Consider the following 25,509-nt stretch of genomic DNA (forward strand, 5'->3'; position numbering starts at 1 on the left):
CGTTTGCGATTGAATGTAGCGAGATATCGCCGCAATGCCCGTATTTTGCCGGTGACTTCTCGCCAAATTCGTTCAAGAATGGCGCCGGTTTGAACCGGGCGAGCCCGGCAACTTCCACAGGCGATCACCCGCGAGGTATCTCATGAAATCACTTAAGCTCATCGGTCTGGCATTCGGCGCGTCGATCGCGTTGTCGAGCGCGGCGTTCGCGCAGGATGTCACCATCGCAGTCGCAGGCCCGATGACCGGAACCGAGTCCGCCTTCGGCCGCCAGATGAAGAACGGCGCTGAAATGGCCGTAGCTGACATCAACGCCGCCGGCGGCGTCAACGGCAAGAAGCTCGCCCTCAACGTCGAGGACGATGCCTGCGATCCGAAACAGGCGCGCTCGGTTGCCGAGAAGATCGCTGGGGCCAAGATCCCGTTCGTGGCCGGGCATTATTGCTCGTCGTCGTCGATCCCGGCGTCCGAAGCCTACGCCGACGGCAACGTGCTTGAGATCACGCCGGCCTCGACCAATCCGCTCTTCACCGAACGCAAGCTCTGGAACGTGGCGCGCGTCTGCGGCCGCGACGATCAGCAGGGCCTGATCGCGGCGCAGTACATTGCCAAGAACTTCAAGGGCAAGAACATCGCGATCCTCAACGACAAGACCACCTACGGCAAGGGTCTTGCGGACGAGACCAAGAAGGCGCTCAACAAGGCCGGCGTCACCGAGAAGATGTACGAGTCCTACAACAAGGGCGACAAGGACTTCAACGCGATCGTCTCGCGCCTGAAGCGCGACAACATCGATCTCGTTTATGTCGGCGGCTATCACCAGGAAAGCGGCTTGATCCTGCGCCAGATGCGCGACCAGGGCCTCAAGACGATCCTGATGGCCGGCGACGCGCTTGCCGACAAGGAATACGCCTCCATCACCGGCCCCGCCGGCGAAGGCACGCTGTTCACCTTCGGCCCAGATCCGCGCGAGAAGCCGACCGCGAAGAAGATCGTCGACGCCTTCAAGGCCAAGAACATCGATCCCGAAGGCTACACGCTCTACACCTACGCTGCGATGCAGGTGTGGTCGCAGGCGGCCAAGAAGGCCGGCACCACCGACCCCAAGAAGGTCATGGAAGCGATGAAGGCCGGCAAGTGGGACACCGTGATCGGCCCGATCGAGTATGACGCCAAGGGCGACATCAAGCAGCTCGATTACGTCGTCTACAAGTGGGACGCCAAGGGCGGCTACGCCCAGATCAAGGGCAACGGTACCTGAGACAGGACGCCTGACCCTCTAACCAGACCGACGTCAACGCCCCGGTTCGCCGGGGCGTTTTCTTTTGCAGTCCGATCAGACGGCTGCCGACAATTCGCCGCCCGCCGCTTCCTGCGCCCTGCGGAGGGCTTGGAGCAGGTCGTTCGGCCGAAACGGCTTTTGCAGGCAGACCACGCCGTCAAGGCCGGGCGCCTCGCCCACGAAGTCCAGCGCCGTCATGCCTGATACCGCCACGATCGGAAATCCGGGGACCCGCTCGCGAATAGCGGCCATGACCTCGATACCGCTGGTGTCGGTCAGGAAAATGTCGACAATCGCTGCGTCGAAAACGTTCTCGCCAAAGGCCTTCAGGCCGGCCGCGCCGGTCTCCGCTTCAACTACGTCATAACGGTTGACCCGAAGAACGATCGAGACCATGGCGCGGACGTCCTTCTGGTCGTCGACAACGAGGACACGGGGCATGGGAACAACTCCCGGATTCGGATCATGAATTGGTTCAATTCAACGGCGGCGTGCGCCAAGGGAGTATGGGACGGTCCAGTAAAGCCAACCTTACCGATTCCCTATTCCGACTCCCTGTCCAAGTTAAGTAAGCTGTAACCCTCGGTTGAGTCGGGGGCGCGTCCCCGGGACAGGCGCCCGGAGCCGGCTACCATGGAGGCCGAGGCAGACATCCAAGGCAGACATTCAAGGCAACCGGCCGACGAAGTCATGTGGACGACCCATGCCGACCCAGCGAGAGGTCAACGTGCACGCAAAGAACGACCGAAGCACATTCCTTTCGACCTTGCCGGCCGTGCAGAGCGATCGCACTGCGGCATTGGCGATCGTGGGGATCTCCGCGATCCTGTTCGCGCTGGCTGTGCCCTTCGCGGGGACGCCGCTGGTCCAGGTACCGGCCTTCGTGGCCAGCTACCAATCGGCGCTCGCCGTCAGCGACATCATCACCGCGGTTCTGCTGCTGTCGCAATTCACGGTCCTGCGCAGCCGCGGGCTGCTGCTGCTGTCGACCGGGTACCTCTTCACCGCAGCCGCGGCGGTGACGCACGCCCTCACCTTTCCGGGATTGTTCGCGCCGGCCGGACTGCTGGGCGCCGGCACACAGACCACGGTCTGGCTCTACATGATCTGGCACGGCGGATTCCCGCTGTTCGTCCTGACCTATGGATGGCTGAAGGACGGCAATGGCAGCAACAGCATAGCGGGACCGGCCAAGCGTCCGATCATGCTAGCCGTCCTCGGCGTGGTGGCGGCGATGATCGTGATCGCCTGGATCGTCACTGCGCAGCATGACCTGCTGCCGGTCCTGCTCAGGGATGGCCGCTACACCGTTACCATGATCGGCGTGGTGTCGTTCGTCTGGTCCTTGAGTTTCGCAGCGCTGGTCACGCTGTGGTTCCGCAAGCCGCACACGGTGATCGACGTCTGGCTCATGGTCACGATGTGCGCCTGGCTGTTCGACATCGCCCTGTCGGCGATCGTCAATATCGCCCGCTACGATCTCGGCTTCTACGCCGGCCGCCTCTACGGACTTTTGGCCTCAAGCTTCGTGCTCGCCGTGCTCTTGATCGAGAACGTCCGCCTCCAGGCGAACACGGTGGGCCTCGTCGGCCGGCTGCGCGAACAGTCGGCGTCCGACCGCGACTATTACAGCAAACGGCTCGCACTCTACGGCGCCGTGGTCGAGTCCTCCAACGATGCCATCATCACGGAGTCGCTCGACGGCGTCATCACGGGCTGGAACAGAGCCGCCGAGCGCCTGTTCGGCTATTCGGCCACTGAAGCCATCGGCCAGTCGATCTACCTCGTGGTGCCGCAAGACCGGAGGGCCGAGGTCCGGGGTATTCTCAACCGCATCAGCATCAACGAGGCGATCGCCCAGCACGAGACGGTCCGCACCCGCAAGGACGGCCGTCAAATCGACGTCGTCCTGAACGTCTCGCCGCTGCGATCGGACAGCGGTGAAATCATCGGCGCCTCCAAGATCGCGCACGACATCACCGAGGAAAAGCAATCGCGCGAGAAGCTGCGTCGCGAGATCGAAGAACGCGAACGGATATTCGAAACTTCGCGCGACCTGATCCTGGTCACCGACGGTTTTGGCAATTTCATCCAGGTCAGCCCAAGTGTGAAGGACATTCTCGGCTTGAGCCCGGAGGACATGATCGGGCACAGCGCGACCGACTTCATCCATCCCGACGACCTCGAGAATACGCGCAACGAGATGCGCGCGGCGCGCCGCGGCCAGACCAAGCGCAGCTTCGAGGCGCGCTACTACCATTTTGACGGTCACGAGGTCTCACTGAACTGGATGGGGACCTGGTCCGAGCCGGTGAAGCGCCATTTCTTCATCGGCCGCGACCTCACCGAGAAGCAGGCTGCGGAGGCGCAGTTCCGGCAAGCGCAGAAGATGGATTCGATCGGCCAGCTGACCGGCGGCGTCGCCCACGATTTCAACAACGTGCTCACCGTCATCACCGGCACGATCGGTATTTTGGCGGACGCGGTGGCCGACCGGCCCGAGCTCGCCGCCATCACCAAGCTGATCGACGATGCCGCCGAGCGCGGCGCGCAGCTGACCAAGCATCTGCTCGCCTTCGCCCGCAAGCAGCCGCTTCAGCCGCGCGAGATCGACGTCAATGCGCTGGCGCTCGAGGCCGCAAAGCTGCTGCACCCGACGCTCGGCGAGCAGATCTCCATTCTCCCGCAGCTCACCGAAGATGCCTGGCCCGCTCTGGTCGATCCGGGCCAGCTCTCCACTGCGATCCTCAATCTCGCGCTGAACGCGCGCGATGCCATGCCCGACGGCGGCACGCTGGTGCTGGAGACCCGCAACATCTTTCTCGACGACGGCTATGCCAGCATGAATCCCGACGTCGTCGCCGGCAACTACGTGATGATCGCGGTGAGCGACACCGGCTCGGGCATTCCGGCGGCCCTGATCGATCGGGTATTCGATCCCTTCTTCACCACCAAGGAGGTCGGCAAGGGTACGGGCCTTGGCTTGAGCATGGTGTTCGGCTTCGTCAAACAATCCGGCGGCCACATCAAGATCTACAGCGAGGAAGGCCACGGCACGAGCGTGAAGATCTACCTGCCGCGTTCCACCGGCGTGCAGGAGACCGAGTACGAGGCGCTTCAGAACGTGCCCATCGCCGGCGGCGACGAGAAGATCCTGATCGTCGAGGACGACGCGCTGGTGCGGCAGTATGTCGTGACCCAGGTCAAGAGCCTCGGCTATGCCGCGCTCGAGGCCGCCAACGCCGCCGAAGCCCTCGTCATCATCGACGCCGACAAGGACATCGACCTGCTCTTCACCGACGTCATCATGCCCGGCAACATGAACGGCCGCCAGCTCGCCGACGAGGCGGCGCGGCGGCGCCCAGAGCTGAAGACGCTGTTTACCTCGGGCTACACGGAAAACGCGATCGTCCATCACGGCCGGCTCGATTCGGGCGTGCTGCTGCTGGCAAAGCCCTACCGCAAGTCGGAGCTCGCCAGGATGCTCAGGATGGCGTTGGTGAGTTGAGCGTGCCGCTCGCCTGCGCTATCGCTGAGGCGATGCAGCGCATGGAGTGCCGTCCTTGAAAAATCTCCTCACCGATATCGCCGGCGTCCGCGTCGGCCACGCCCATGATGCAAAACTCGCGTCGGGCACGACGGCGATCGTGTTCGACCAGCCGGCGGTGGCGGCGATCGACGTCCGTGGCGGCGGTCCCGGCACGCGGGAGGACGCATTGCTCGATCCTGCCAGCACGGTCGAACGCGTTGACGCGATCGCGCTGTCCGGCGGCTCCGCCTTCGGGATCGAGGCCGGCGGCGGCATCCAGGCGTGGCTCGCCGAGCAGGGCCGCGGCTTCCGTGTACGAGAGGCGCTGATCCCGATCGTGCCGGGCGCGATCCTGTTCGATCTGCTCAATGGCGGCGACAAGGCGTGGGGCCGCTTCGCGCCCTATCGCGATCTCGGCTACACCGCGGCCGTCTCCGCCGGGACGGAGTTCGGGCTCGGCAGCGTTGGCGCCGGCTTCGGTGCCACCACAGCGACATTCAAGGGCGGGCTCGGCTCGGCGTCCGCCGTCACCAGCAGCGGCATCACAGTCGCGGCGCTCATCGTCGTCAATGCGGTCGGCAGCGCCACCGTCGGCGACGGACCGTGGTTCTGGGCGGCGCCGTTCGAGGTCAACAACGAGTTCGGCGGCCGCGGACTGCCTGACAAATTCACCGACGACATGCTCAAGATGCGCATCAAGGGCGGCCCTGCCGCAACCGAGCGCGAGAACACCACGATCGGCGTCGTCGCCACCGATGCGGTGCTGACCAAGCCCCAGGCCAGACGGCTGGCGATGATCGCGCACACCGGCTTCGCGCGCGCGATCTATCCGGTGCATGCCCCGACCGATGGTGACGTGCTGTTTGCCGCCGCGACATGCGCAAAGCCGATCGATCCAATCGTCGGCCTCACCGAGCTCGGCATGGTCGCCGCCAACGTGGTCGCACGCGCGATCGCCCGTGGCGTCTACAGCGCGGCCGCGCTGCCCTTCCCCGGCGCACAGCCCGCGTGGAAAGATCGGTATGGTTAGGGCTTCAGAACGCGCTTACACGCTCATCGACATCGAGGACGAGGCCGCCGAAGCGGACGATCCTTGCCCCTGCTGGCGCTGCATCATCTGCGCAAACCAGTCATAGGGCGAATTGCCGGCGCCCGACCCATTTCCGGAGCTGGAGGCGCCCGGCACCGTCGTCGTCATCTTGAAGCCATCGGCATAGGTGACGGTAGTGGTGCTGGAGCCGTCGGCACCGGTCGTCGTGGTCGAGGTCGACCCGCCGCTCGACGACGACGATGAGTCGCTGCCGGACGCGTCACCCGAGCCGCTCGCCGCCTGCGCGTGGTGGTGACCGCCGTGATGGCCGCTGCCCTTCAGCGCCTTCGACATCTCGTCGAGGCTGACGTTGCCGTCGGAACTGCCATCGAGCTTGGAAAACACGTCGTCGGCCTGCGCCAGATTGGTGCCGCCGGCGCCGAGCGCGTTCTCGAACTCCGACTTGGTGATCTGGCCGTCGCCATTGGCATCGATCTGCGAGAACAGATCCTTCAGCGCATCGTCCTGGCTCGTCGATGTCGAGCTCGACGAGGTCGAGCTGCTCGTCGCACTCGTGCTGTCCGACGATTGGCTCTGCGCAGCGATCAGCGCGCTCATCGTCTCCGGCGAGATCTGTGCGCAGTTGCCTGAATTGACCGAGGAGGTCGCGCCACTGCTCGTAATGTTGCTGCTGCTGTCGATCGCGAACGGATTGGTCGTCGCGTTTTGCGACGATCCCGTCTTCTGCGTCGACGACGAGGATTTCGAATTCGTCAGCGATTGAATGGCATCGAGCGCACTCGAGACGGCGCCAAGGGCAAACAACATTGCACAACTCCAACCGATGCGGCATGCCGCAGTCAATGTTCCGGCCATCAGGTCAGCAAGCGTCGTGCCAGCGCGAAAAGCTCAATGAAATCCGGCTCAGCCGCGCTCTTCCAGGCTCGGGAACATCGGCAATTCATGCCGCCGGCGGCAGAATTTTCCGCCCACAGGAAGCTCGCCCTCGCTGCATTGCCCGGCCGAGAGCCCCATGTTAGGCGAGGCCATTCACCTTCGGCCGCCACGGGAAACAGCGCCATGACCCAAGCCTTCGCCCCCCGCCCCCTGGCAATCGCGCCCTCGATCCTGGCCTCGGATTTCTCGAAGCTCGGCGAAGAGGTCCGCGCGGTGGACGCCGCAGGCGCCGACTGGATCCATCTCGACGTGATGGACGGGCACTTCGTGCCCAACATCTCCTACGGCCCCGACGTCATCAAGGCGATGCGCCCGCACACCAAGAAGGTGTTCGATGCGCATCTGATGATCTCGCCCTGCGACCCCTATCTCGAGGCCTTCGCCAAGGCCGGCTGCGACCACATCACCGTGCATGCCGAGGCGGGTCCGCATTTGCATCGCTCGCTGCAGGCGATCCGCGCGCTCGGCAAGAAGGCCGGCGTCTCGCTCAATCCGGGCACGCCGATCAGCGTGCTGGAATACGTGCTCGATCTGGTCGACCTCGTGCTGGTGATGTCGGTCAATCCGGGCTTTGGCGGTCAGGCCTTCATCTCTTCCGCGATCGGCAAGATCCGCGACATCCGCGCCATGACGGCGGGCCGGCCGATCGACATCGAGGTCGACGGCGGCGTCGGCCCCGATGTCGCAGGCGCGCTCGCGGCTGCCGGCGCCAATGCCTTCGTCGCCGGCACCTCCGTGTTCAAAGGCGGCACGCAGGAAGCCTACAAGACCAACATCGCGGCGATCCGCAACGCGGCGCTCGGGGCCCGCGGCGAAGCGATCTGAAGCTCCGGGAGCTGCGCGAGCACCCGCAAATCTGCGGTTCTTGCAGGGGGCGGCGCGCAATGCCTAAAATTGCAACCACGATCCGTACTCCTCCGGGCTTCCCTGATTCGCGCAAATCACCGCTAGTGATTGCTGCCTGATTTGACAGGAGCACATCATGACGACGACCCTGGTTTGGACTGGCGTGGCGTTGTGGATTGGTTTTTGTGCGTTCGTTGTATTTGGCCCCTCGGCCGGACCAGTGCAGGTCCCGGCACGTTCGGCTCGTAGCATGCGTCGCGGTCGGATCTGACGCCATGCAGATCGCCCTCGTGAAGCGTCGGCCGAAACGCAGGTGCCGCATCCGGCGACGTCCGCATCCGAATCTCGACTATTTCTTCGGCCGGCTCGAACGCAGCGAGGGCGAGATGCACGACGATCCGGGCGCCGAGACGGTCGAGCTGGACCACCCGTTCCGATCACCGCGGCATTGAAACATTCTTCTGGACCAAGACCGATGAAACCGCACTGCCCGAACTGCCTGAAGGAAATGACCAAGGCGTCAGCGTCGCGTAACCTCTTCAACTGCGAACCCTGCCGCGAGATCATTCAGTACTTCGGCGGCAGCGTGGATCACGGCGAGGCTGGTCCACACTTCAGCTGGCCGATCCGCCGCAAACGTTCCTTCCACACCGCTTACGCGGCGTGATCCTTTCCTAGCCCCATACCACGCCGCCATCTGTGTTCGCCGCATCCGCAGCCATCCGCGGCGGCCGCACCACGGTGACGGTGCAACTCGCCTCCGCAGCCACCTTGGCCGAGACGCTGCCGAGCCAGGTACGCCTGAAAGAATTTTGCCGCGCCCCGATGATGACATGGTCGACCGAGTTCATCTCGGCGAATTCCAGCAGCGCAGCGGCGGGATCGACGGCTTCCAGCACATGAACCGACAGCCGGCTCTCGTCCAGCTTCAGCGGCGTGGCCCAGTGCCGGAGCGCGACGAGACGATCGATGTGCTTGTTGGAGCCCAGCTCATCCAGCGTCTTGTCGATCGCGATGCGGTTGAGCTTCAGCACGTTGACACAGGCAAGCCGTGCTGACGGCAGGGTTGCCAGAATGCGCTCCGTGGTCACGCGCAGCGCCTCGTTCAGTTCGGTCGCGCCCTCCGCAGTATCGAGCGCGACCGTGATGATCGGGCTCTGCGCGATTTGCGTCGCAAGATCTGATCTCGCGCCCTGTGGCTTGACGTCGGGGTTGAAACGGCGTCGCCAGGCGACACTGAGAGGGTCGCGCTTCATCCGCTCCGCGCGCACGGTGAGCTTGACCTGGTTCGGATGGGCCAGATCGAAGGCGAGCTGGGCCGCGGTCGGATAACGCCAGACCGGCTCGATCTCCAGGCACCGCAGCACCACCTCCTGGAGCCAGGGCGGATAGTCAGCCCGCAGCTTTCGCGGCGGATGCGGATCGCGCCACAGCCTTCGCCGCATCGCGCGCAGCGTCTCGCCCTCGCCGAAGGGACGTTCGCCGGTCGTGAAAAAATACAGCAGCACGCCGAGCGAAAACAGATCGCTGCGCGGATCGTCGCGCACCCCAAGCAGCCGTTCCGGCGCCATGTAGGGTGCGGTGCCGTAAGGCAGGCGAAACTCCGCCTGCAGCAGATCTGGCAGATGATCGTGGTGCGAGAGGCCGTAATCGATCAGCACCGCATCACCGCTCTCACGGAACATGATGCTGCTCGGCTTGATGTCGTGATGGATCACGTTCTGCCGGTGCAAATCGGCGAGCGCGGCCGCGATTTTCGCGACGAGCAGCCGTACTTCGTCGTAAGGCAGCGGCAGGTCGGGCAGCCGCTTGTAGAGCGTAGTTCCTGGAATGCGCTCGATCACGGCGTAGGCCTGATGCGCGAAATCGCCGGTGCCGTAGCAATGCGGCACATGGGGTCCCGTCAGCCGGGGCAGGATCATCATCTCCATCTCGAAGGAGACGATTGCCGCCGGGTCCTCGCCCTCGGACGCGCGCGGAATCTTCATCAACAACGGCACGTCGATGCCGGCATGCTTAACAGTCCAGAGGGTCGCCATGCCGCCGGCATGCACGCATTCGCCGGTGGTGTAGCCGTCGATGACGGCGCCGGGTTTGACCAGGGGTATCGGCATCGGCCTCTAGCGCCCCTCCGACAGCCGGTCGGCGAGCCAGTGCGGCAGGCCATTCTCGCGGATCCGGTTCGCCGCGCTCGCGACGTCGTAGGGCGCGCGGCAATAAGTGATCTGGCATGAGATCGTATCGAACAGCACGAAAGCCGCCGATGGATCACCATCACGCGGCTGGCCGACCGCGCCGAGCACGGCCAGCCATTGCCGCCCGCGCAGGAGCGGCACGGACACATCGGTCTTGGGCACAAGGCCCGTCATCTTCGCCGTCACCGACATCGAATAGAGCGCGGGACGGTGAATGTGGCCGCAGAAGGTCACGTGGGCGGGGGTCGATATCAGGCTCTTGGCAGCATCCGCAGTCGAGCGAATGTAGTGCCAGCGCTGGGGATGGGAGGCTTCCGAGTGCACGAACAGACGGTCGCCGTCCTCGACGAGCATCGGCAGCTCGGCAAGAAACCGGCGCTGCGCGGCGTCGAGCCGTCCGCGCGTCCATTCGATCGCGATCTGCGCCTCATTGTTCATGGTCTCGGACGAGGAGTTCAGCGCCTGGTCGTGATTGCCGCGCACGGCGACGGCGCCCTGGGCGACCAGCTCCATCGCGGTATCCACGACCCATTCCGGATCGGCACCATAGCCGACGAAATCGCCGAGCATGACGAACCGCTCCGCGCCCTTCGCGCGGGCCAGCTTCAGGCACGCTTCGAACGCCTGCCGGTTGCCGTGGATATCCGAGAAGACAGCGAGAAGCACACACCCTCCACCCTCAAATTCTTATTGGAAGCCGATAAAGCCAATTTGAGGGAGGTCAACAAGATGCGCCAGCGCGGGGCGGTTTACCAGCGCTGCGCTGGCGCAATGGTGAAGAGGCTATTGCTCGTCCTTGGGCGGCATCCGGGGAGGCGGCAGCGGCGTGAACACGGCGCCCTGCGCGCCGGCTGGCGGGGCATTGAACTCGCCGGTCGAGGAATCGCCGCCGCTGGTCTCGAGGATGACCTTGGGCGTCACATATTCCCGGACCATGTCGATCAGGCTGCCCTCGCCGCCGCCGAAGTCGGCCGCGCGGCCGCCTTGCGGATGGCCTGCCGCGATCTCGTTCTCGGCCGCGTGGGTCTTGTCGGCCAGGGTGTCATTATAGGGCACGCGGAAGGCGCGCGGGATGCCGCTCGGACGATGATCCTCGTCGAGTTCCTCGACCCACAGATAGATCGAACCGGGATCTCCCTCCAGCGAATGCGGCTCGACGATTCGCGCCTTGAGCAGCTTGAACACGCTAGGCAGCCTGTCCGTGCTGGCCCACCCGAGCAGCCCGCGCATTTCCGTGAAGCTGACGACATAGAAAGCACTGGTCACGACCACCGCGACCGCCTTCAGCGACCAGTGCAGCCGCGCATAGACCAGCACGACCAGCAGCAGCGCGCCAATCACGGCATAGGCGACCGACAGCGTGAGGATGACCGTCTGCAGATCAATCACGGCGTATCCTCACACCGGTCTTCGGATCGACGTCGGCGCCGTTGCGCCAGGTGCTGCGAAAGGTCTCCAGCAGCGATTTCGGCCGCTGGTCCACATTGACCACCTTGCCTTCGGCGTCGAGCCGGAACCGCACCGCGGTCTTCTCGTCGCCGGTGTGGTCGAGCGTGAATTTGTTGTCGAAGACCACCTGCGCGGTCGGATTGAGCTTCTGCACCTTCACATTGGCCGTGACCGGCTCGCCGGTCGTGGCGACGAAATGCGAGACGTTGACGGTGTATTCGCCGGCGACGATGCCGCGCACCGTCACGATCTCCTCGCGTATGGGCGAAGCGATCTTCTTGCCGTTGACCATGATGAAGTCGTTGGCCCCGCCCCGGTCGTCGCGATCGAGCGTGAGGAATCCGGCCTCGCGGTGACGATACCAGGCGATGTTGCCGGCGGGATCCTGTACGAACAGGTCGAGATCGTCAGGGTGATTGTCCGGCCAGTCCAGCGTGATCATGAATTCGGCCTTGGAGTCAATCTTGCCCTCCTTGGCATCGGGAGAAACCGCGAGCAGCGCGAGGAAGAACAGGAAGGCGACCACCTGGAGCGCCTTGAACAGCATCACGCCCAGCGGATCGAACGGCTCCTCGCGCGGATAGAGACCGAAATCATCCATCATGACGGCGATCCAGCGCCTTTGCGCTCCAGCACCGGCGTCACATAGGTCTCGGTCAGCACCACGGCATCCGAGAACACTGCCTGGGTCGCGGCGTCGAGCATGTAGTACTGGATGCGGACCAGGATGGAACCGACGAGACCCGCCAGCGTCGTGTACATCGCAACTGCCATGCCGTCGCTCATCAGCCCCATGGAAGAGCGCATCGCGACCTTGTCGGCAGCGTCCAGCCCCGCGATCGGCGCCAGCATGATGATGAAGCCGATGATGGTGCCGAGCAGGCCGAGCTTCATCAGCGTGTCGGAGACGAAGGCGCCGAACCCGTTGGAGCCGCGCAGGCGGTCGGCCAGCGTCCGCAGCAAGAGTGTCTGGTCGACCGGCCGGTAGTCCTGCGCGGCGGCCTTGGTGACAAGGCTCTCGATGTGATCCCGCACCAGCCCGCGCGGCAGCGCAGACGCGCTCGCATCGAGCACCTTGCTGCCGTCAGGAGCCGCCAGCACCGCGCGGCAGCGCCGTGCCGCCGCCCCCTCACGGGCAATCGCCCGTGTCCGCAGGAAGCAATGGCCGCAGGTCAGGATATAGAGCAGTGCGATCACGCTCGAAATGTAGGTCCGATCCGATGTCAGCATCAGATGGATCAGGCCGAACCGCCACAGCAGCACGACGGCAAAGATCGATAGCCCCGTAAAAATCATCCAGAACAGCAGCGCGCTGCGCTCGGATGGGTCGGTCGCGGTGTTCGCGATCGGTCCAATCGTCATCGAACTCATGCCGCACTGCTCCTGACTTGCAGGCATTGGCCTGCAACGATTCCACCCCGATTAGATCAAAGCCGCCGCGCCCGGTCCAAAGACCCATGCCCAATCCGGCTTGGGAAATTTGCCCGAACTGCAATCTTGCCGTTCCCTGCAATTGGCAAGGTGCGGCGGCATTGTTAGGCTGAGCTTACCAAACTTTGGGGTGATCGCATGCGCCTCGTGCTTCAGCTTGTCGCCCGTCTGCTTCTCATCGTTGCGCTCTGCCTGGGCGCGGCGACCATATGGGCCACGTTCGATGCCTATCGCAGCGTCGACCGCGCGACTGCGGCGTCCGCCCAGCGGGTCGCGCAGACGCTTCAGGGGCTGTACTGGCACGAACTCTTGCTGCGCAGCAGCAGAACGCGCGAGCATCTCGTGCCGGTTCCGGAGTGGCGCACGCTGGAGACGATGAAGCTGATCTCGCCCGGCGTCTGTGTCGAGTTCCAACCGGCGACCGCATTCGAAAAGCCACTCTGCGGCCAGAGCCAGGGGATCGGCAGGACGCCGCCGCGCTGGTTCGCCGCCATCGTCCCGACCTTCCTCGGCAGCCACGCCGAGGTGGTGCGGCCTGTCAGCCCCCGCGCCGCGGCTGCCGGCACGGTGGTGGCAACGCCGGATGAAGCGGCCGCGATCTCGCTAGCCTGGGAGTACATCCTCAACGTGATCGACGTCGCGCTTTTGATGGCGGCGGCGATCGCCCTGCTCGCGTCGCTTGCGATCGCGCACACGCTGGCGCCGGCGCGCGCCATTGTCACTGCCCTGCAACGCATGGCGCGCGGCCAATACCGTACAAGACTGCCGCGCTTCCGCTCGATGGAGCTTGCGATGATCGGCGGCGCCGTCGATGCGCTCGGCAGCCGGCTGGAAGAGGCCACCGAACAGCGCGCGGCGCTGACGCGGCGCCTGATCGAGATCCGCGACGACGAGCGGCGCGCGCTCGCCCGCGAACTGCATGACGAGTTCGGGCAAAATCTCTCAGCCATCCTGGCTTTCGCCAACACGATCGAGATGGCGAGCGCACAGCAAAACAAGGACAACGGCATCGCCCAGGATGCGCGCATGATTTCGCAGGCCACGCACCATCTGATGGCCTCGCTGCGCGATGCGCTGAAGCGCCTGCGCAATCCGCTACCCCAGGAGCTCGGGCTGGAAGCAAGCCTCGTCAACCTCGTCGACAGCTGGCGCTCGCAGAGCGCGACGCAGCCGACGATCCAGCTCGATCTCAAGGGCGACCTTACCGACATCAGCGGTCCGGCCGCCACGACCGCCTATCGGGTCGCCCAGGAATGCCTGACAAATGCGCTGCGCCACGGTGCGGCGCGCGAGATCTCGTTGCACGTCGAGCGGTGCGCGGGCGAGGACGATGCGCTTCTGATCCGCGTCGAGGACGACGGAGGCGGCGATGCGGCGCGCGTGGCGCGGTCGGCCGGCTTCGGCCTCACCGGCATCCGCGAGCGCGTGACAGCCGCCGGCGGCTCGCTGTCGATCCTGCCCGCGAGGCGCGGCCTCAGCGTCGCCGCGACGATTCCGCTCGCCGCATGAGGTAGCCATGAGCGAGGTCGCAGCAACAGGCATCTCGGTGCTGCTGGTCGACGACCACCCGATCGTCCGCCAGGGCTACCGGCGCGTACTGGAGAGCCAGGGCGATCTTCACGTCGTGGCGGAAGCCGACAACGCCGCGGATGCCTACGGTGCTTTCAAGGCGCAAGACCCCGACGTCGTCGTGATGGACATCTCGATGCCCGGTGCCAGCGGGCTCGAGGCGATCCGCAACATCCGCGCACGCAATCCGCGGGCGAGGGTTCTTGTCTTCACGATGCACAACGAGGCCGTGCTGGTGAAAGCCGCCTTCAATGCCGGCGCCTCCGGCTTCGTGACCAAGAGCAGCGCACCTTCCGCCGTCGTCAATGCGATCCGCAGCGTCGCGCGCGGCGAGCGCGCCATGAGCGACGACATCGCGCATGTGCTGGCCGAGGACAGCCTGTCAACAGGCTCAGCGCTGGATCAATTGGGCGAGCGCGAGATCGAGATTTTGCGGCAGTTCGCCGGCGGCGCCACCACCGAGCAGATCGCGACGCATCTCAATCTCAGCGTCAAGACGGTCCAGAATTATCACTATCTGATCAAGACCAAGACCGGTGCGCGCACGGACGCGCAGCTCGTGCGGCTGGCTGCAGCTTGCGGGCTGACGAAGATCTAGCAGCGAGGCTGCCGGAATCCCGCCGAATGTGCGGTTCTTCAATCTGCTGAGCGAAATGGAACGGACACCATCCGGCTTCGGTTAGTAGCCAAGTGGAGGAGTACAACGCCATGAGTAAGGCTCATCACAAGGCAGTCGACCATCCCCCGATCATCACCGTAGGCGAGCTCATCGACGAACTTTGCCGCTTGCCGGACACCGCCATCGTCCACTTCCGTTGTCCCATGCTCGAGCAGGAGCTGACATTCTACCACCTTCGCAAGCGGTCAAAGGACGCCGTCGAAATCGCAATCAACACCTACCCGGAGAGCCCGCCGGTCGTGCCTGCATCCAACGGCGGATTTTGCCGGCGCAGGCAGATAGACGCCTCGTCCCCGGTGCGCGAGGGCGAAGTTCTTCACAAGGCAAGAGTGTAAGTCAGGCGGAGCGATCAGGCCGTCTTCAACCCGCGCAGCAACAGCGTGATTGTCGCATCGACGCGCGCGGGCAGCTCGGCATCCTTCCACTCGTCGGCATGAGCCGGATGGTGGAAGCGGCAGGTCGCATCGAACAGCGCACGTGCGGTCGTCTTGACGTCGTCTACAGCGAACACGCCTTGCTTCACGCCGTCGGCAAGGATCGCGGCGATCTGGTTGATCATGGTGTCCTTGTGACACTTGACCGCTGCGCAAGCCTCGCGTGCCAGCGTCAGATAGGTCTCGAACATCTCGGGGTCGTCGAGCACGCGCGAGCGCTTCGCCGCGAACAGCGTACGCAGCCAGCGGTCGAGCCGCGCCGGCGCAGGGCCCTGCTCCTCAGCGATCGCCAGCAGCGGCGCGTCGATGCGATCGAGCCAGCGTTTGGCGACGGCCTCGCGCAGCGAAGCCTTGCTCGGGAAGTGGCGATAGACGCTGCCGTGGCTCACATCGAGCGCACGGGCAACGTCAACCACGGTGGCCTTGGCAAGTCCGTAGCGCCGCAACACGTCCTCGGTGACTTCGAGGATCCGCTCCGGCGTCAAGACAACGGCTTCGTTCATGCCAGCACCATGTTCCCGTTCAGGGTCCAGTTATCCGGCGGTGGATGCTTACCGAAGCGCCATGCCGGTCGGTTCGGAAAGCTCTCGCCTGGAGCATGATCCGGAAAACTGTGTAGCGGTTTTCCGACCAGATCATGCTCAATTCTTAATGAGGCAGTTTTGCAGCCTGCGCCGCGATCTGCCGCGCGACCAGTAAATTGAGCCAATGCCCAATTGTCCCGGTGAGATTGATGATTTCGGTCGTCATTGTCTTAGGTCTCCATTCGTCCGCGGTCCCCATCCCCAAAATACGCCCCTCGATCCGCACTTGTTTCGGACCTCGGGCACCCGGGAGGGATAACCACGGGACGCCCAATCCGAACGTCCGGGAACGGATATACACGTCTCGCTGACAGATTTCAATATCTGTCAGTCAATGATTCGTGATTGACAGTTAATTTCTGAGAGGACCCATGCCGCCCTCTCCCCCCAAGGCCCAAAAGGGCCGATAGCGCAGTGTAATCCGCCTTTCGCCCCGATATCGCGGCGGGCTACGCTACGCCGACTCGCCCTACGAACAAGAAACGGATCCTCCCCATGCCCATCGTCAACCGCATCGCCGCCCTCTCCGACGAAATGGCCGCCTGGCGCCATGACTTCCACGAAAACCCGGAGCTGCTCTACGAAGTCCACCGCACCGCCGGCATCGTCGCCGACAAATTGCGCGAGTTCGGCTGCGACGAGGTGGTGACGGGCATCGGCCGCACCGGTGTCGTCGGCGTGATCCGCGGGCGCAAATCCGCCTCCGGCAAGGCGATTGGCCTGCGCGCCGACATGGACGCGCTGCCGATCGTGGAAACCGCCGATGTGCCCTACGCCTCGAAGATTCCGGGCAAGATGCACGCCTGCGGCCATGACGGCCACACCGCGATGCTGCTGGGTGCCGCAAAGTACCTCGCCGAGACGCGCAATTTCGACGGCACCGCGGTCGTGATCTTCCAGCCCGCCGAGGAAGGTGGCGGCGGCGGCAAGGCCATGGTCGAGGACGGGCTGATGACGCGCTGGAACATCGACCAGGTCTACGGCATGCACAACATGCCAGGTCTCGCCGAGGGCCATTTCGCGACCACGCCGGGTCCGCTTCTCGCCTCCTCCGACAACATCCAGATCACCGTCACCGGCAAGGGCGGCCATGCCGGCGCCACCCCACACAAGGCGGTCGACAGCGTCCTGATCGGCTCGCAGATCGTCAACGCGCTGCAGTCGATCGTCGCGCGCAACGTCGATCCGCTGCAGTCGGCGGTGATCTCGATCACGCAATTCCACGCCGGTACCGCCTTCAACGTCATCCCGGAGACCGCCGAGCTCGGCGGCACCGTGCGCACGCTCGACCCTGACGTGCGCGATCTCGTCGAGCGCCGGATCGGCGAAGTCGCCGACAGCGTCGCCCGCGCCTATGGCGGCTCGGCGAAGACGAAATACACGCGGATGTATCCGGTAACCTTGAATCATGCGCGCGAAGCCGGCGTCGCCGCCGACGTGGCCCGTGACATCGTCGGTGCCGAGCACGTCAACGACCGTATCATCCCGATGATGGGCGCGGAGGATTTCTCGTTCATGCTGGAAGAGCGCCCCGGCGCGATGATCCTGGTCGGCATGGGCGACAGCCCGGCGTGCCATCACCCGGCCTATGTCTTCAACGACAACATCCTCGGCCACGGCGCCTCGTTCTGGGTGCGCCTGATCGAAACGGCGATGCCGGTGGGGTAGGAGGTTCGTAGCGTGGGCAAAGCGAAGCGTGCCCACCACAACGATCGCATGTGTGAATGGTGGGCACGGCGCTTTGCGCCTTTGCCCACCCTTGTATGAGGCAGCGTCCGTCGGGCCGGACATAGGCATCACAAGTCTTCGCCGCGAGCGCGACGTTCTTTCGCCCCTCTGCTACGCCTGTACCACTTCGTGGCGCATCACGAATGGCGCGAGCAGCGTATGCACCTCGCCGGCAACGATTTCGCGCTGGTCTGCGGGCAGGCCGGCAAGCGTCACGGTCGCAATCGAGCCGTGGCTGCCGTGCGCACCGACCTTTACCTTGCAATCGATGCCGCGCGCGATCAGCGGCGTCAGCACCTTGGTGAACACGCGTTGCGCCGCATCCCAGCGCAGTTGAGGCTTGAACACCTTGCCGACGCCGGTCACCGGCATCGGGTCGATCGGAATGACCTGCACCGGAACGGCCGCGCGCTCCGGCGTGCGCTCGCGCACCCACGTCTCGAGCTCGCCAGGCTCGACCGACGCGCCGGGCTTCAACTGCACGTAGCCCACGGGCAGCTCGCCGGCATAAGCGTCGGGCTGGCCGACCACCGCGGCAAAGCCGACGGCGGGATGGCGGAACATGATCTCCTCGATCGGCGCCGGATCGATGTTGTGACCGCCGCGGATCACGAGGTCCTTGGCGCGGCCGGTGATCCAGAGATAGCCGTCGGCATCGAGCCGGCCGAGATCGCCGGAATTGACCCAGACCTCATCAACGAAAGCACCCTTGTTGTGAGCGTCGTTGAGATAGCCGCCGAACACGCCGGGCCCGGCCATGATGACGACGCCGATCTCGTCCGCCTTGCAGTCGCGGAGCAGGCGCCCATCGGCATCGAGTTGCACGATGCGGACACGCGCGTAAGGCATGGGCAGGCCGACCGAGCCGAGCCGGATCGGCCGTGATGGATAGGCGAGCGTGTGCACGCTCGAGGTCTCGGTCATGCCGTAGACCTCGACCACCGGCAGCTTGAGTTTTTCCTGGATCGCCGAGCCGACCGCGACCGGAATCGCCGAGCCGCCGCCGGCTGCATATTTCAGGCTGGAGATGTCGGCATTGCCGGGCGGCACCGCGAGCGTTGCGGCGAGCACCGTCGGCACGCTCGACAGCGCTTCCGGCTTGAACCGCTCGACCAGTCCCCAGATGTTCTTCACCGCATTCGGATTGCGCCAGCCGCTCGGCGACAGCACGACCAGCGAGCCGCCGGCGGACAGCGTCAATAACACCTGCGTCAGTGATCCCCCGACGTGAAACAGCGGCATGCCGAACAGCATGTTGCTGCCGGGCTTCGCTTTCAGCAGCAGGTTCAGCGCCCAGGCTTGATACACCTGGTTGGTATGGGTGTGCCGCACCAGCTTCGGCGTGCCGGTGGTGCCGCCGGTGTGGAAATAGGCGGCGATGTCGCTGCCCAAGATCTTGCGCCCGCTGATAAGCGGGTCGGACGGCTGCTGCTTGATCAAATCGTTGAACGCGAAGATTCCGTTGGCGGGATCGCCGCCGGCCACCTGCACGATCGCCTTGAGGTGCTTGAGCTGCGGGCGGATCTGCTCGACCTTCTGCCAGATGTCGGTGCCCGGCATCGGCCCGAGCGCCACCAGGATTTTCGTATTCGCCGCTTCCAGAATTTCCGCGATCTGGTGCGGCTCGAGCAGCGGGTTGACGGGATTGGCGATGCCGGCGGCCTCCGCGCCGAACAGCGTCACGAAGGCATCGGGCAGCAGCGGCAACATAAAGGAGATGACGTCGCCCTTCTCCACGCCGAGCGCGTAAAACATATTGGCGGCCTGCGTCACGCGCGCGACGAAGTCGCGGTAGGTGACCACGAGCGGCATATCGGCCGGATCGGCATTTTGCAGAAACTGGATCGCCGCCCCGTCGGGGTTGCGCGCAGCGCCGAGCTTGATGGCATCATAAGTGCTCTCGGCGGCGACACGGTCCGCGTATGGGACCTGTTCGAAGGCCCGGACCTCCTCGTCCGTCGAAAGCTCCGGATAGTCGTCGCCGATGAGCCGATCGAGCGCGTGGATCCCCGCCATGGAATTCCGTCCTCCCTCAGATCCATTTCCCCGCCCCTGTCTTTTCGACATTTTGGTTCGGCGAGGGCCTCGACCGATTGGCCGGTCGGGCGCGGACAGAATGATGGATGATTTGGCGTTCGTCCATGGCCTGACGGCTACGGTCGTGGCACTCGGGTGCGCGGGCTTTGAACCTCCGCGCCCGATCCGGGGACCAAGAACATGGGTCGGATTCGCCCGCCAGCGTCCTGCCGCAAGACCTGAGGTGACCATGACCACGCCCCCGCGGGACCGCGCCACACGGCTGATCGTAGCATTGGCCATGATTTCGGCGATCACGATCGCCCTACCGTGCGCCGCACTCGCCGACGACCAGTTCGACAAGATGCGCGCCAAGATCGTGGCCTTCGTCGGCGACAAGATGGAAAAGCTGGGCGGGTCACGCATCATCTACGAGGTGGACAGCTCTGGCCTGCGCGAGAGCGTCGTGACCGATCTACGCGACGACGTCTACAAGAGCTTGCACGACGGCCATATCGCCTTTTCCAATCTTGCGATCCGCGATGGCGGCGTCGATGTAAAGATCGCGGACGCCAAAGGCCGCGATCAGCTCGTGCGCAAGCTCGCCTCAGCCGCGGACGGACTGCCCTCGCATGCGTTCGCCGTGAGCGACGGCAGCGACGGAGCGGTCAGGCTGGCGCCGACCGATGCTGCATCCGCGGCACGGCTGCACGAGCTCGTCGAAGATTCCATCGCCATGATCGAGCAGCGCCTCAAGGATTCCGGCATCACACTTGTCAGCGTCGTTGCTGACGGGACCGACCGCATCCGGATCTTCCTGCCTGGTGTGACCGACCCCGAGCGCATCACCGCGATCTTCGCCCGGAAGGTCAAAGTTAGCTTCCGTCCGGTTGATGTGTCGATGACGCCGGAGCAGGCGCAATCCGGCACCCCGCCCGAAGGCGCCGAAATCCTGCTCGGCTTCAAGGACAAGCAGCCCTATCTGGTCGCCAAGGACAGCGTACTCGACGGCGAAGACATCAACTATGCCGCGCCCGGCTTTGCGAGCGGCACCAAGGATCCGATCGCCCAGTTCCGCTTCAATGGCCGTGGCGCACGGCGCTTCGCCCACGTCACAGAAGAGAACGTCGGCAAGCCCTTTGCCATCGTGCTCGACGACAAGGTGATCTCGGCCCCCGTGATCCGCGAGCCCATCACCGGCGGCTCGGTCCAGATCTCCGGCAATTTTACCCTGGAGGAGGCCAACAGCGTGGCCATGCTGCTGCGTGCCGGGGCGCTGCCGGGGCACCTGACCCTCGTCGAGCAGCAGGTCATCCAGGCCGCCGCCAAGCCCTGAGGCGGAGATAGCCCCGCGCCCCGCCGCGCCGGGACGCCCAAACCCGCCTACGACATCCGTCCACGACGCCCAAGCCCGCGCCCCCGGGGCAGCCCCGAATCACGGGCCGCACCGAGGCCATACGCGCAACCAACGGGCAATTGCCGAAATGCCCGATCAGGCTAAAATTTGCCTCTTGCAGCATGGCGGCCGAAGGCTTCATTCAAGCGGTCGTCATTCGATTTCGGCTATACGAATACCGAGCAGGACTAAAAGCCTTACGCAGGGATCATACCATGCCGTCCGGCAGTGCAGACATTTCCTCGATCCTCGACCGCATTCTGGATGCGGCGACGGATAACCTCAGGATCGCGAAGATCCTGGTCGAGATGGGCCTCGATCCCAACAACGTCACCTACGACGCGATCTTCAACCGGCTGCTGGAGATCTTCGTCCACAACATCACGCTGGCCAACATGTTCGCCGCGATCGGCGCCGGCTTCTTCGTCGCCACCCTGCTGATGCGGACGATGGTGCCGCTCCGCGTCGCCAACATGATCGGTTGCGGCTTCTTCGCCATCTTCGGCGCGCTCTCAGCCAATGTGTCGACGTTCCTGCTCTATCTGCTGCTGCTTCCGATCAACGCCTTGCGCCTGCGGCAGATGCTCAAGCTGGTCAAGAAGGCCCGCCACGCAGCCGAAGGCGACATGTCGATCGAATGGCTCAAGCCGTTCATGACCGAGCGCAAATACCGCGACGGCGACACGCTGTTCAAGCTGGGCGATCCGGCCAAGGAGATGCTCCTCACGGTCACCGGCAAGTTCCTGGTCAAGGAGATCAATGTCGAGATCGGGCCTGGAGCGCTGATGGGCGAGCTCGGCTTCCTCACGCCCGACAACCGGCGCACCGGAACGATCGAATGCATCGAGGACGGACAGGTGCTGACGATCACCTATGACCGGCTGCTCGAGATCTACTTCCAGGACCCGCAGTTCGGCTATTATTTCCTGGTGCTGACCAGCCAGCGCCTGCTGCAAAACATCGATCGCTTGCAGAACCAGCTCACCGCGGCACGATCGGCGACCACGAACAGGATCGCGTGAGCCGGGCGACCAGCCGTGCTTAGGCCGCCCGGCTTCCAGTTATTCCCGCAATCAGGCGTTGGTGCCGCCGTCGACCGTGAGGTTCGCGCCCGTGATGTAGGATGCCTCTGGGCTGGCGACGAAGGCGACCAGTGCGGCCACCTCCTCCACCTTGCCGTAGCGGTTGAGCGCGGTCGCCGCCTTCTGAGGGGTCGCCCAGTCGCCGGAAGCAGGGTTCAGATCGGTGTCGATCGGCCCCGGCTGCACGTTGTTGACGGTGATGCCGCGGTCGCCGACCTCACGCGACAGCCCCTGCGTGAACATCCGGATCGCAGCTTTGGTCGCCGAGTAAGGCACCAGGCCGGGCGTCATCATGCGCTCGCCGACGCAGGAGCCGATCGAGATGATGCGGCCGCCATCGTTCATCCGCTTCAGTGCGGCCTGCGTCGCAATGAACACGCCGCGGATGTTGAGGTTGATCACCTGGTCCAGCTCCTCCAGCGTGGTCTCCTCAAACTTCTTGGGGATCGCCGTGCCCGCATTGTTCACGAGCACATCGAGCTTGCCGAGCGCGCCGACGGTCTCGTCGACCGCAGCCTGCACGGCTTTGGGATCGATGGCATCCGCCTGGATTGCGATCACCTTGCCGCCCGCGCTTTCGATCGCCTTGACGACGGAGGCTGCAGCGTCCGCACCCCTGGCGTAGGTGATTGCGACCCTGGCGCCATCGGCGGCGAGCCGCTTGGCGATGGCGGCACCTATGCCGCGTGAGCCGCCGGTGACGAGTGCCGTTTTGCCTTCGAGTCTCTTTGACATGGGAAGTTCCTGATGGGGTGGGGGAAAAGACGGCGGCGGCCGGCTCAGAGTTTTGAGCCGCCGTCGACGTGGATGGTGGCGCCGGTGATCCAGCGCGCGTCGGGAGAGGCGAGGAAGGCGACGGCGCCGGCGATGTCGTCGGGCTCGGCGATCCGCTTCAGCGCCTGCATGGCGAGCGTGTAGTCGCGCCCTGCATCGGTCTTGGCGAAAGACGACATCTCTGTCGCCACCACGCCGGGCGCCACCGCGTTGACGCGCACGGCGCGCGCGCCGAGCGCCGCGGCAAAGTGCTTCACCAGCGTATCGATCGCGCCCTTGGTGGCAGCATAGGCCGGCAGTGTCCCGACCACCGCGTGCGCGGCGAGCGAGGAGACCAGCACGACGCTGCTGCCCTCGTGCAGGATCGGCAGCAATTGCTGCACCAGGAAGAACGGTGCGCGGACGTTGACCGCGAACAGCCTGTCAAAATCGGCAACCGTCGTCTCCTCGATCACGGCCGCCTTGCCGACGCCGGCATTGGCCACAAGAATGTCGAGCCGGTCGCCGACGATGTTCTTCACCTGTGCCGCCAGCTGGTGCGGCCCCTCCGACACGCTCAGATCAGCCCCGATGGCATCGGCGCGGCCGCCAGCTTTGCGGATTTCGGCCACGACAGCCTCCGCCTCCTTGGCGCTTTGCCCGTAATGGACCAGCACTTGCGCGCCGCGCTCGGCCAGCGCCAGCGCCGAGGCGCGGCCGATGCCGCGTGAGGCCCCCGTAACGAGTGCAGTCTTTCCCTTGAGATCGGCCATGGTCATTCTCCTTCGCCGGCCGCAGCCCCATTCCCTGCCAATCAGGTATGGCTTTGGCGCAGCAAACCTTCGCTGGAGTAGCTGTTTGACGCAGGCTGGCGGCGCTGAAAAAGACTTTGCAAGCTGCGGGACATACTTGTGAGGCATGCCCATGGAGTTACGTCATCTCCGCTATTTCATCGCCGTCGCCGAGGAGGGCAGCCTCACGGTCGCCGCCGAGAAGCGGCTGCACACGGCGCAACCCTCACTCAGCCGGCAAATCCGCGATCTCGAATACGAAGTCGGCGTGCCGCTTCTGTCGCGCAGCGTGCATGGCGTCGCGCTGACGGCGGCGGGAAAGGCTTTCCTGGATCACGCACGCCTCGCCCTGACGCAAGCCGACGTGGCGATTGAAGCGGCGCGTCGCGCCGGCCGCCCCGAAAAGTCGCGCTTTGCGCTTGGCTTTCTTACCGGCCAGGAGATCGACTGGCTGCCCGAAGCGATGCGCGTCCTGCGCAATGAGCTGCCGACGATCGACGTGAGCGTGACGAGCGACTTTTCGCCGGTGCTGGCCGAGGGCCTCATGCGCGGCAATCTCGATCTCGCCTTCATGCGACGCGAAACCGGTGCTGACGACATCACCTACAGGACCGTGGTCAAGGAAGCGCTGCTTGTCGTGCTGCCGAGCGACCACCGCCTGGCCAAGTTCGACAGCATCGACTTGGCCAAGCTGGAGGGAACACCCTTCATCAACGTGTCGGATACCGCGCCTGCACTTCGCAAGGTCATCGACCGTTATCTCGACGCCAGCGGCCGGTCGATCGCGGCAGCGCACGAGGCCGACAACCTCGCCATGGCGGTGTCGATGGTCGCCTCTACTCGCGGCTTCGCCCTGATACCGGGCTACATCAAGAACTTTCTTCCCTGGTCCGTCGTCAGCCGTCCGCTCAAGGGCAAGGCGCCGACGATCGACCTTGTCGTCGGCTACCACAAGGCCAATACCTCGCCGATCCTTGCAAAGTTTATCTCGAGGCTGGACGACCTGATCGAGCGCGCAACCAAACACATGCCGCGCTGATCGCAATTGGCTCAGCTCAACAGCAGCGTCATACCGGGATCGCCCTTCTCCATTGCGCGCCGATAGGCCGGACGGGCGCCGATGCGACCGAGATATTTGACCACGTTCGGGCAGCGCGCGAGATCGTAGGGCTGGAAGTAGCGCATCGTGGTGAGCGAGAAGCCCGTCATGATGTCGGCCGTAGTGAAGACGGTGCCAGCCAGATATTCGGCATCGCGCACACGGGCATCGACCAGGTCGAATGCGCGATCGACGCGCGTCCTGATCGCGGCCAGCATCGGATTGTCCTCGGCGGGCTTGAGCCGGTTCAGCAGCATCAGCCGGCCCATGCCGGCTTGCAGCGTGCCGTTGGCGAAGTGAAACCAGTACAGAAATTGTGCGAAGTCGGGCGCGTCCGGGCCGAGCACGAGGCGGCCCTTGCCGTACTTCGCCATGATGTAATCAACGATGGCGCCGGATTCGGCCAGCACGAGATCGCCGTCGAAGATGACCGGCGCCGATCCGATCGGATGCAGCGCCTTGTAGTCGGGCGGCGCCAGCATAGTGACGGAATCGCGCGCATAGCGCTTCAGCTCATAGGGAATCTCGAGCTCCTCGCAGAGCCAGACGATGCGTTCGGATTGCGATTTGCCGAGGTGATGGACGGTGAGCATGAGCGTCTCCTTGCGACTTCAAATTGGATTAGCCGCGATGCCACATCTTACTCCGTCAATGTGATC

The 25,509-nt window shown here is 64.5% G+C and carries 25 protein-coding genes; 13 read left to right on the plus strand and 12 right to left on the minus strand.

Annotated elements, in window-relative coordinates:
- Positions 1 to 142 precede the first annotated feature (142 nt).
- Complete coding sequence (locus tag YUA_RS0132935; protein ID WP_027534500.1) at positions 143 to 1,261, plus strand: branched-chain amino acid ABC transporter substrate-binding protein; 1,119 nt, start codon at positions 143 to 145, stop codon at positions 1,259 to 1,261.
- A gap of 75 nt (positions 1,262 to 1,336) precedes the next feature.
- Here YUA_RS0132935 and YUA_RS0132940 read toward each other — a convergent pair whose 3' ends face one another.
- Entirely contained in the window at positions 1,337 to 1,723 is a 387-nt protein-coding gene (locus YUA_RS0132940) for a response regulator (protein WP_027534501.1), read from the minus strand.
- Between the two features lie 262 nt (positions 1,724 to 1,985).
- On the opposite strand from YUA_RS0132940, the gene YUA_RS0132945 reads away from it, so the two are divergent.
- Entirely contained in the window at positions 1,986 to 4,790 is a 2,805-nt protein-coding gene (locus tag YUA_RS0132945; RefSeq protein WP_027534502.1) for a PAS domain S-box protein, read from the plus strand.
- A gap of 55 nt (positions 4,791 to 4,845) precedes the next feature.
- Positions 4,846 to 5,841: a P1 family peptidase gene (locus tag YUA_RS0132950; RefSeq protein WP_027534503.1), complete on the plus strand. Its 996-nt coding sequence runs from the start codon at positions 4,846 to 4,848 to the stop codon at positions 5,839 to 5,841.
- A 15-nt stretch (positions 5,842 to 5,856) separates the two neighbouring features.
- Here YUA_RS0132950 and YUA_RS0132955 read toward each other — a convergent pair whose 3' ends face one another.
- Positions 5,857 to 6,669 (minus strand): EF-hand domain-containing protein, encoded by an 813-nt coding sequence (locus YUA_RS0132955; RefSeq protein WP_027534504.1) that lies wholly within the window; start codon positions 6,667 to 6,669, stop codon positions 5,857 to 5,859.
- A 252-nt stretch (positions 6,670 to 6,921) separates the two neighbouring features.
- On the opposite strand from YUA_RS0132955, the gene rpe reads away from it, so the two are divergent.
- The 3 genes from rpe (at position 6,922) to YUA_RS0132970 (ending at position 8,311) form a co-directional block, all read left to right on the plus strand.
- Complete coding sequence (rpe, locus tag YUA_RS0132960) at positions 6,922 to 7,623, plus strand: ribulose-phosphate 3-epimerase (protein WP_027534505.1); 702 nt, start codon at positions 6,922 to 6,924, stop codon at positions 7,621 to 7,623.
- 296 nt (positions 7,624 to 7,919) lie between these two features.
- A complete protein-coding gene (locus YUA_RS51315) occupies positions 7,920 to 8,096 on the plus strand; it encodes a hypothetical protein (protein WP_198029548.1) in 177 nt (58 codons plus the stop codon).
- A gap of 23 nt (positions 8,097 to 8,119) precedes the next feature.
- Positions 8,120 to 8,311: a hypothetical protein gene (locus tag YUA_RS0132970; RefSeq protein ID WP_027534506.1), complete on the plus strand. Its 192-nt coding sequence runs from the start codon at positions 8,120 to 8,122 to the stop codon at positions 8,309 to 8,311.
- 7 nt (positions 8,312 to 8,318) lie between these two features.
- On the opposite strand, the gene YUA_RS0132975 is transcribed toward YUA_RS0132970, so the two are convergent.
- The 5 genes from YUA_RS0132975 to YUA_RS0132995 all read right to left on the minus strand — a co-directional run bounded on the left by YUA_RS0132975 (position 8,319) and on the right by YUA_RS0132995 (position 12,659).
- The gene (locus YUA_RS0132975) at positions 8,319 to 9,758 is read right to left on the minus strand and encodes a bifunctional serine/threonine-protein kinase/universal stress protein (RefSeq protein WP_027534507.1); all 1,440 of its coding nucleotides are present in this window, start codon (positions 9,756 to 9,758) and stop codon (positions 8,319 to 8,321) included.
- A gap of 6 nt (positions 9,759 to 9,764) precedes the next feature.
- Entirely contained in the window at positions 9,765 to 10,505 is a 741-nt protein-coding gene (locus tag YUA_RS0132980) for a metallophosphoesterase (protein WP_027534508.1), read from the minus strand.
- Between the two features lie 117 nt (positions 10,506 to 10,622).
- Positions 10,623 to 11,228 (minus strand): hypothetical protein, encoded by a 606-nt coding sequence (locus tag YUA_RS0132985; RefSeq protein WP_027534509.1) that lies wholly within the window; start codon positions 11,226 to 11,228, stop codon positions 10,623 to 10,625.
- The gene (locus YUA_RS0132990) at positions 11,221 to 11,892 is read right to left on the minus strand and encodes a hypothetical protein (RefSeq protein ID WP_027534510.1); all 672 of its coding nucleotides are present in this window, start codon (positions 11,890 to 11,892) and stop codon (positions 11,221 to 11,223) included. Before YUA_RS0132990 ends, YUA_RS0132985 begins: the two co-directional genes overlap by 8 nt.
- The gene (locus YUA_RS0132995; RefSeq protein WP_027534511.1) at positions 11,889 to 12,659 is read right to left on the minus strand and encodes a MotA/TolQ/ExbB proton channel family protein; all 771 of its coding nucleotides are present in this window, start codon (positions 12,657 to 12,659) and stop codon (positions 11,889 to 11,891) included. The genes YUA_RS0132990 and YUA_RS0132995 overlap by 4 nt, the downstream gene beginning before the upstream one ends.
- A gap of 198 nt (positions 12,660 to 12,857) precedes the next feature.
- Here YUA_RS0132995 and YUA_RS0133000 point away from each other — a divergent pair, with 198 nt between their 5' ends.
- From YUA_RS0133000 to YUA_RS0133010, 3 genes are all read left to right on the plus strand, one after another.
- Entirely contained in the window at positions 12,858 to 14,228 is a 1,371-nt protein-coding gene (locus tag YUA_RS0133000; RefSeq protein WP_027534512.1) for a sensor histidine kinase, read from the plus strand.
- A gap of 7 nt (positions 14,229 to 14,235) precedes the next feature.
- Complete coding sequence (locus YUA_RS0133005; protein WP_027534513.1) at positions 14,236 to 14,886, plus strand: response regulator transcription factor; 651 nt, start codon at positions 14,236 to 14,238, stop codon at positions 14,884 to 14,886.
- A gap of 110 nt (positions 14,887 to 14,996) precedes the next feature.
- Positions 14,997 to 15,302 carry a hypothetical protein gene (locus YUA_RS0133010; protein WP_027534514.1) on the plus strand — a complete coding sequence of 102 codons (306 nt, stop codon included), beginning with the start codon at positions 14,997 to 14,999 and terminating at the stop codon, positions 15,300 to 15,302.
- A 14-nt stretch (positions 15,303 to 15,316) separates the two neighbouring features.
- On the opposite strand, the gene YUA_RS0133015 is transcribed toward YUA_RS0133010, so the two are convergent.
- The gene (locus YUA_RS0133015; protein WP_027534515.1) at positions 15,317 to 15,904 is read right to left on the minus strand and encodes a TetR family transcriptional regulator; all 588 of its coding nucleotides are present in this window, start codon (positions 15,902 to 15,904) and stop codon (positions 15,317 to 15,319) included.
- A gap of 576 nt (positions 15,905 to 16,480) precedes the next feature.
- Between YUA_RS0133015 and YUA_RS0133025 the strand changes: the two genes are divergently transcribed.
- Positions 16,481 to 17,653, plus strand: coding sequence for a M20 aminoacylase family protein (locus YUA_RS0133025; RefSeq protein ID WP_027534516.1), 1,173 nt, complete (start codon positions 16,481 to 16,483; stop codon positions 17,651 to 17,653).
- Positions 17,654 to 17,824: 171 nt separating this feature from the next.
- Here YUA_RS0133025 and YUA_RS0133030 read toward each other — a convergent pair whose 3' ends face one another.
- The gene (locus tag YUA_RS0133030; protein WP_027534517.1) at positions 17,825 to 19,729 is read right to left on the minus strand and encodes an acyl-CoA synthetase; all 1,905 of its coding nucleotides are present in this window, start codon (positions 19,727 to 19,729) and stop codon (positions 17,825 to 17,827) included.
- Positions 19,730 to 19,979: 250 nt separating this feature from the next.
- Between YUA_RS0133030 and YUA_RS0133035 the strand changes: the two genes are divergently transcribed.
- Positions 19,980 to 21,065 (plus strand): preprotein translocase subunit SecD, encoded by a 1,086-nt coding sequence (locus YUA_RS0133035; protein ID WP_027534518.1) that lies wholly within the window; start codon positions 19,980 to 19,982, stop codon positions 21,063 to 21,065.
- A 275-nt stretch (positions 21,066 to 21,340) separates the two neighbouring features.
- Entirely contained in the window at positions 21,341 to 22,147 is an 807-nt protein-coding gene (locus tag YUA_RS0133040) for a Crp/Fnr family transcriptional regulator (protein WP_027534519.1), read from the plus strand.
- A gap of 51 nt (positions 22,148 to 22,198) precedes the next feature.
- On the opposite strand, the gene YUA_RS0133045 is transcribed toward YUA_RS0133040, so the two are convergent.
- On the minus strand, positions 22,199 to 22,942 hold the full coding sequence (locus YUA_RS0133045) for an SDR family NAD(P)-dependent oxidoreductase (RefSeq protein ID WP_027534520.1): 744 nt from the start codon (positions 22,940 to 22,942) through the stop codon (positions 22,199 to 22,201).
- A gap of 44 nt (positions 22,943 to 22,986) precedes the next feature.
- Entirely contained in the window at positions 22,987 to 23,733 is a 747-nt protein-coding gene (locus YUA_RS0133050; RefSeq protein ID WP_027534521.1) for an SDR family NAD(P)-dependent oxidoreductase, read from the minus strand.
- A gap of 151 nt (positions 23,734 to 23,884) precedes the next feature.
- Here YUA_RS0133050 and YUA_RS0133055 point away from each other — a divergent pair, with 151 nt between their 5' ends.
- Positions 23,885 to 24,790, plus strand: a complete 906-nt coding sequence (locus YUA_RS0133055; protein ID WP_027534522.1) for a LysR family transcriptional regulator — start codon at positions 23,885 to 23,887, stop codon at positions 24,788 to 24,790.
- A gap of 11 nt (positions 24,791 to 24,801) precedes the next feature.
- On the opposite strand, the gene YUA_RS0133060 is transcribed toward YUA_RS0133055, so the two are convergent.
- The gene (locus YUA_RS0133060; RefSeq protein ID WP_027534523.1) at positions 24,802 to 25,443 is read right to left on the minus strand and encodes a glutathione S-transferase family protein; all 642 of its coding nucleotides are present in this window, start codon (positions 25,441 to 25,443) and stop codon (positions 24,802 to 24,804) included.
- Between the last annotated feature and the right edge of the window lie 66 nt (positions 25,444 to 25,509).

Source organism: Bradyrhizobium sp. WSM3983, from assembly GCF_000473045.1.
GTDB lineage: Bacteria > Pseudomonadota > Alphaproteobacteria > Rhizobiales > Xanthobacteraceae > Bradyrhizobium.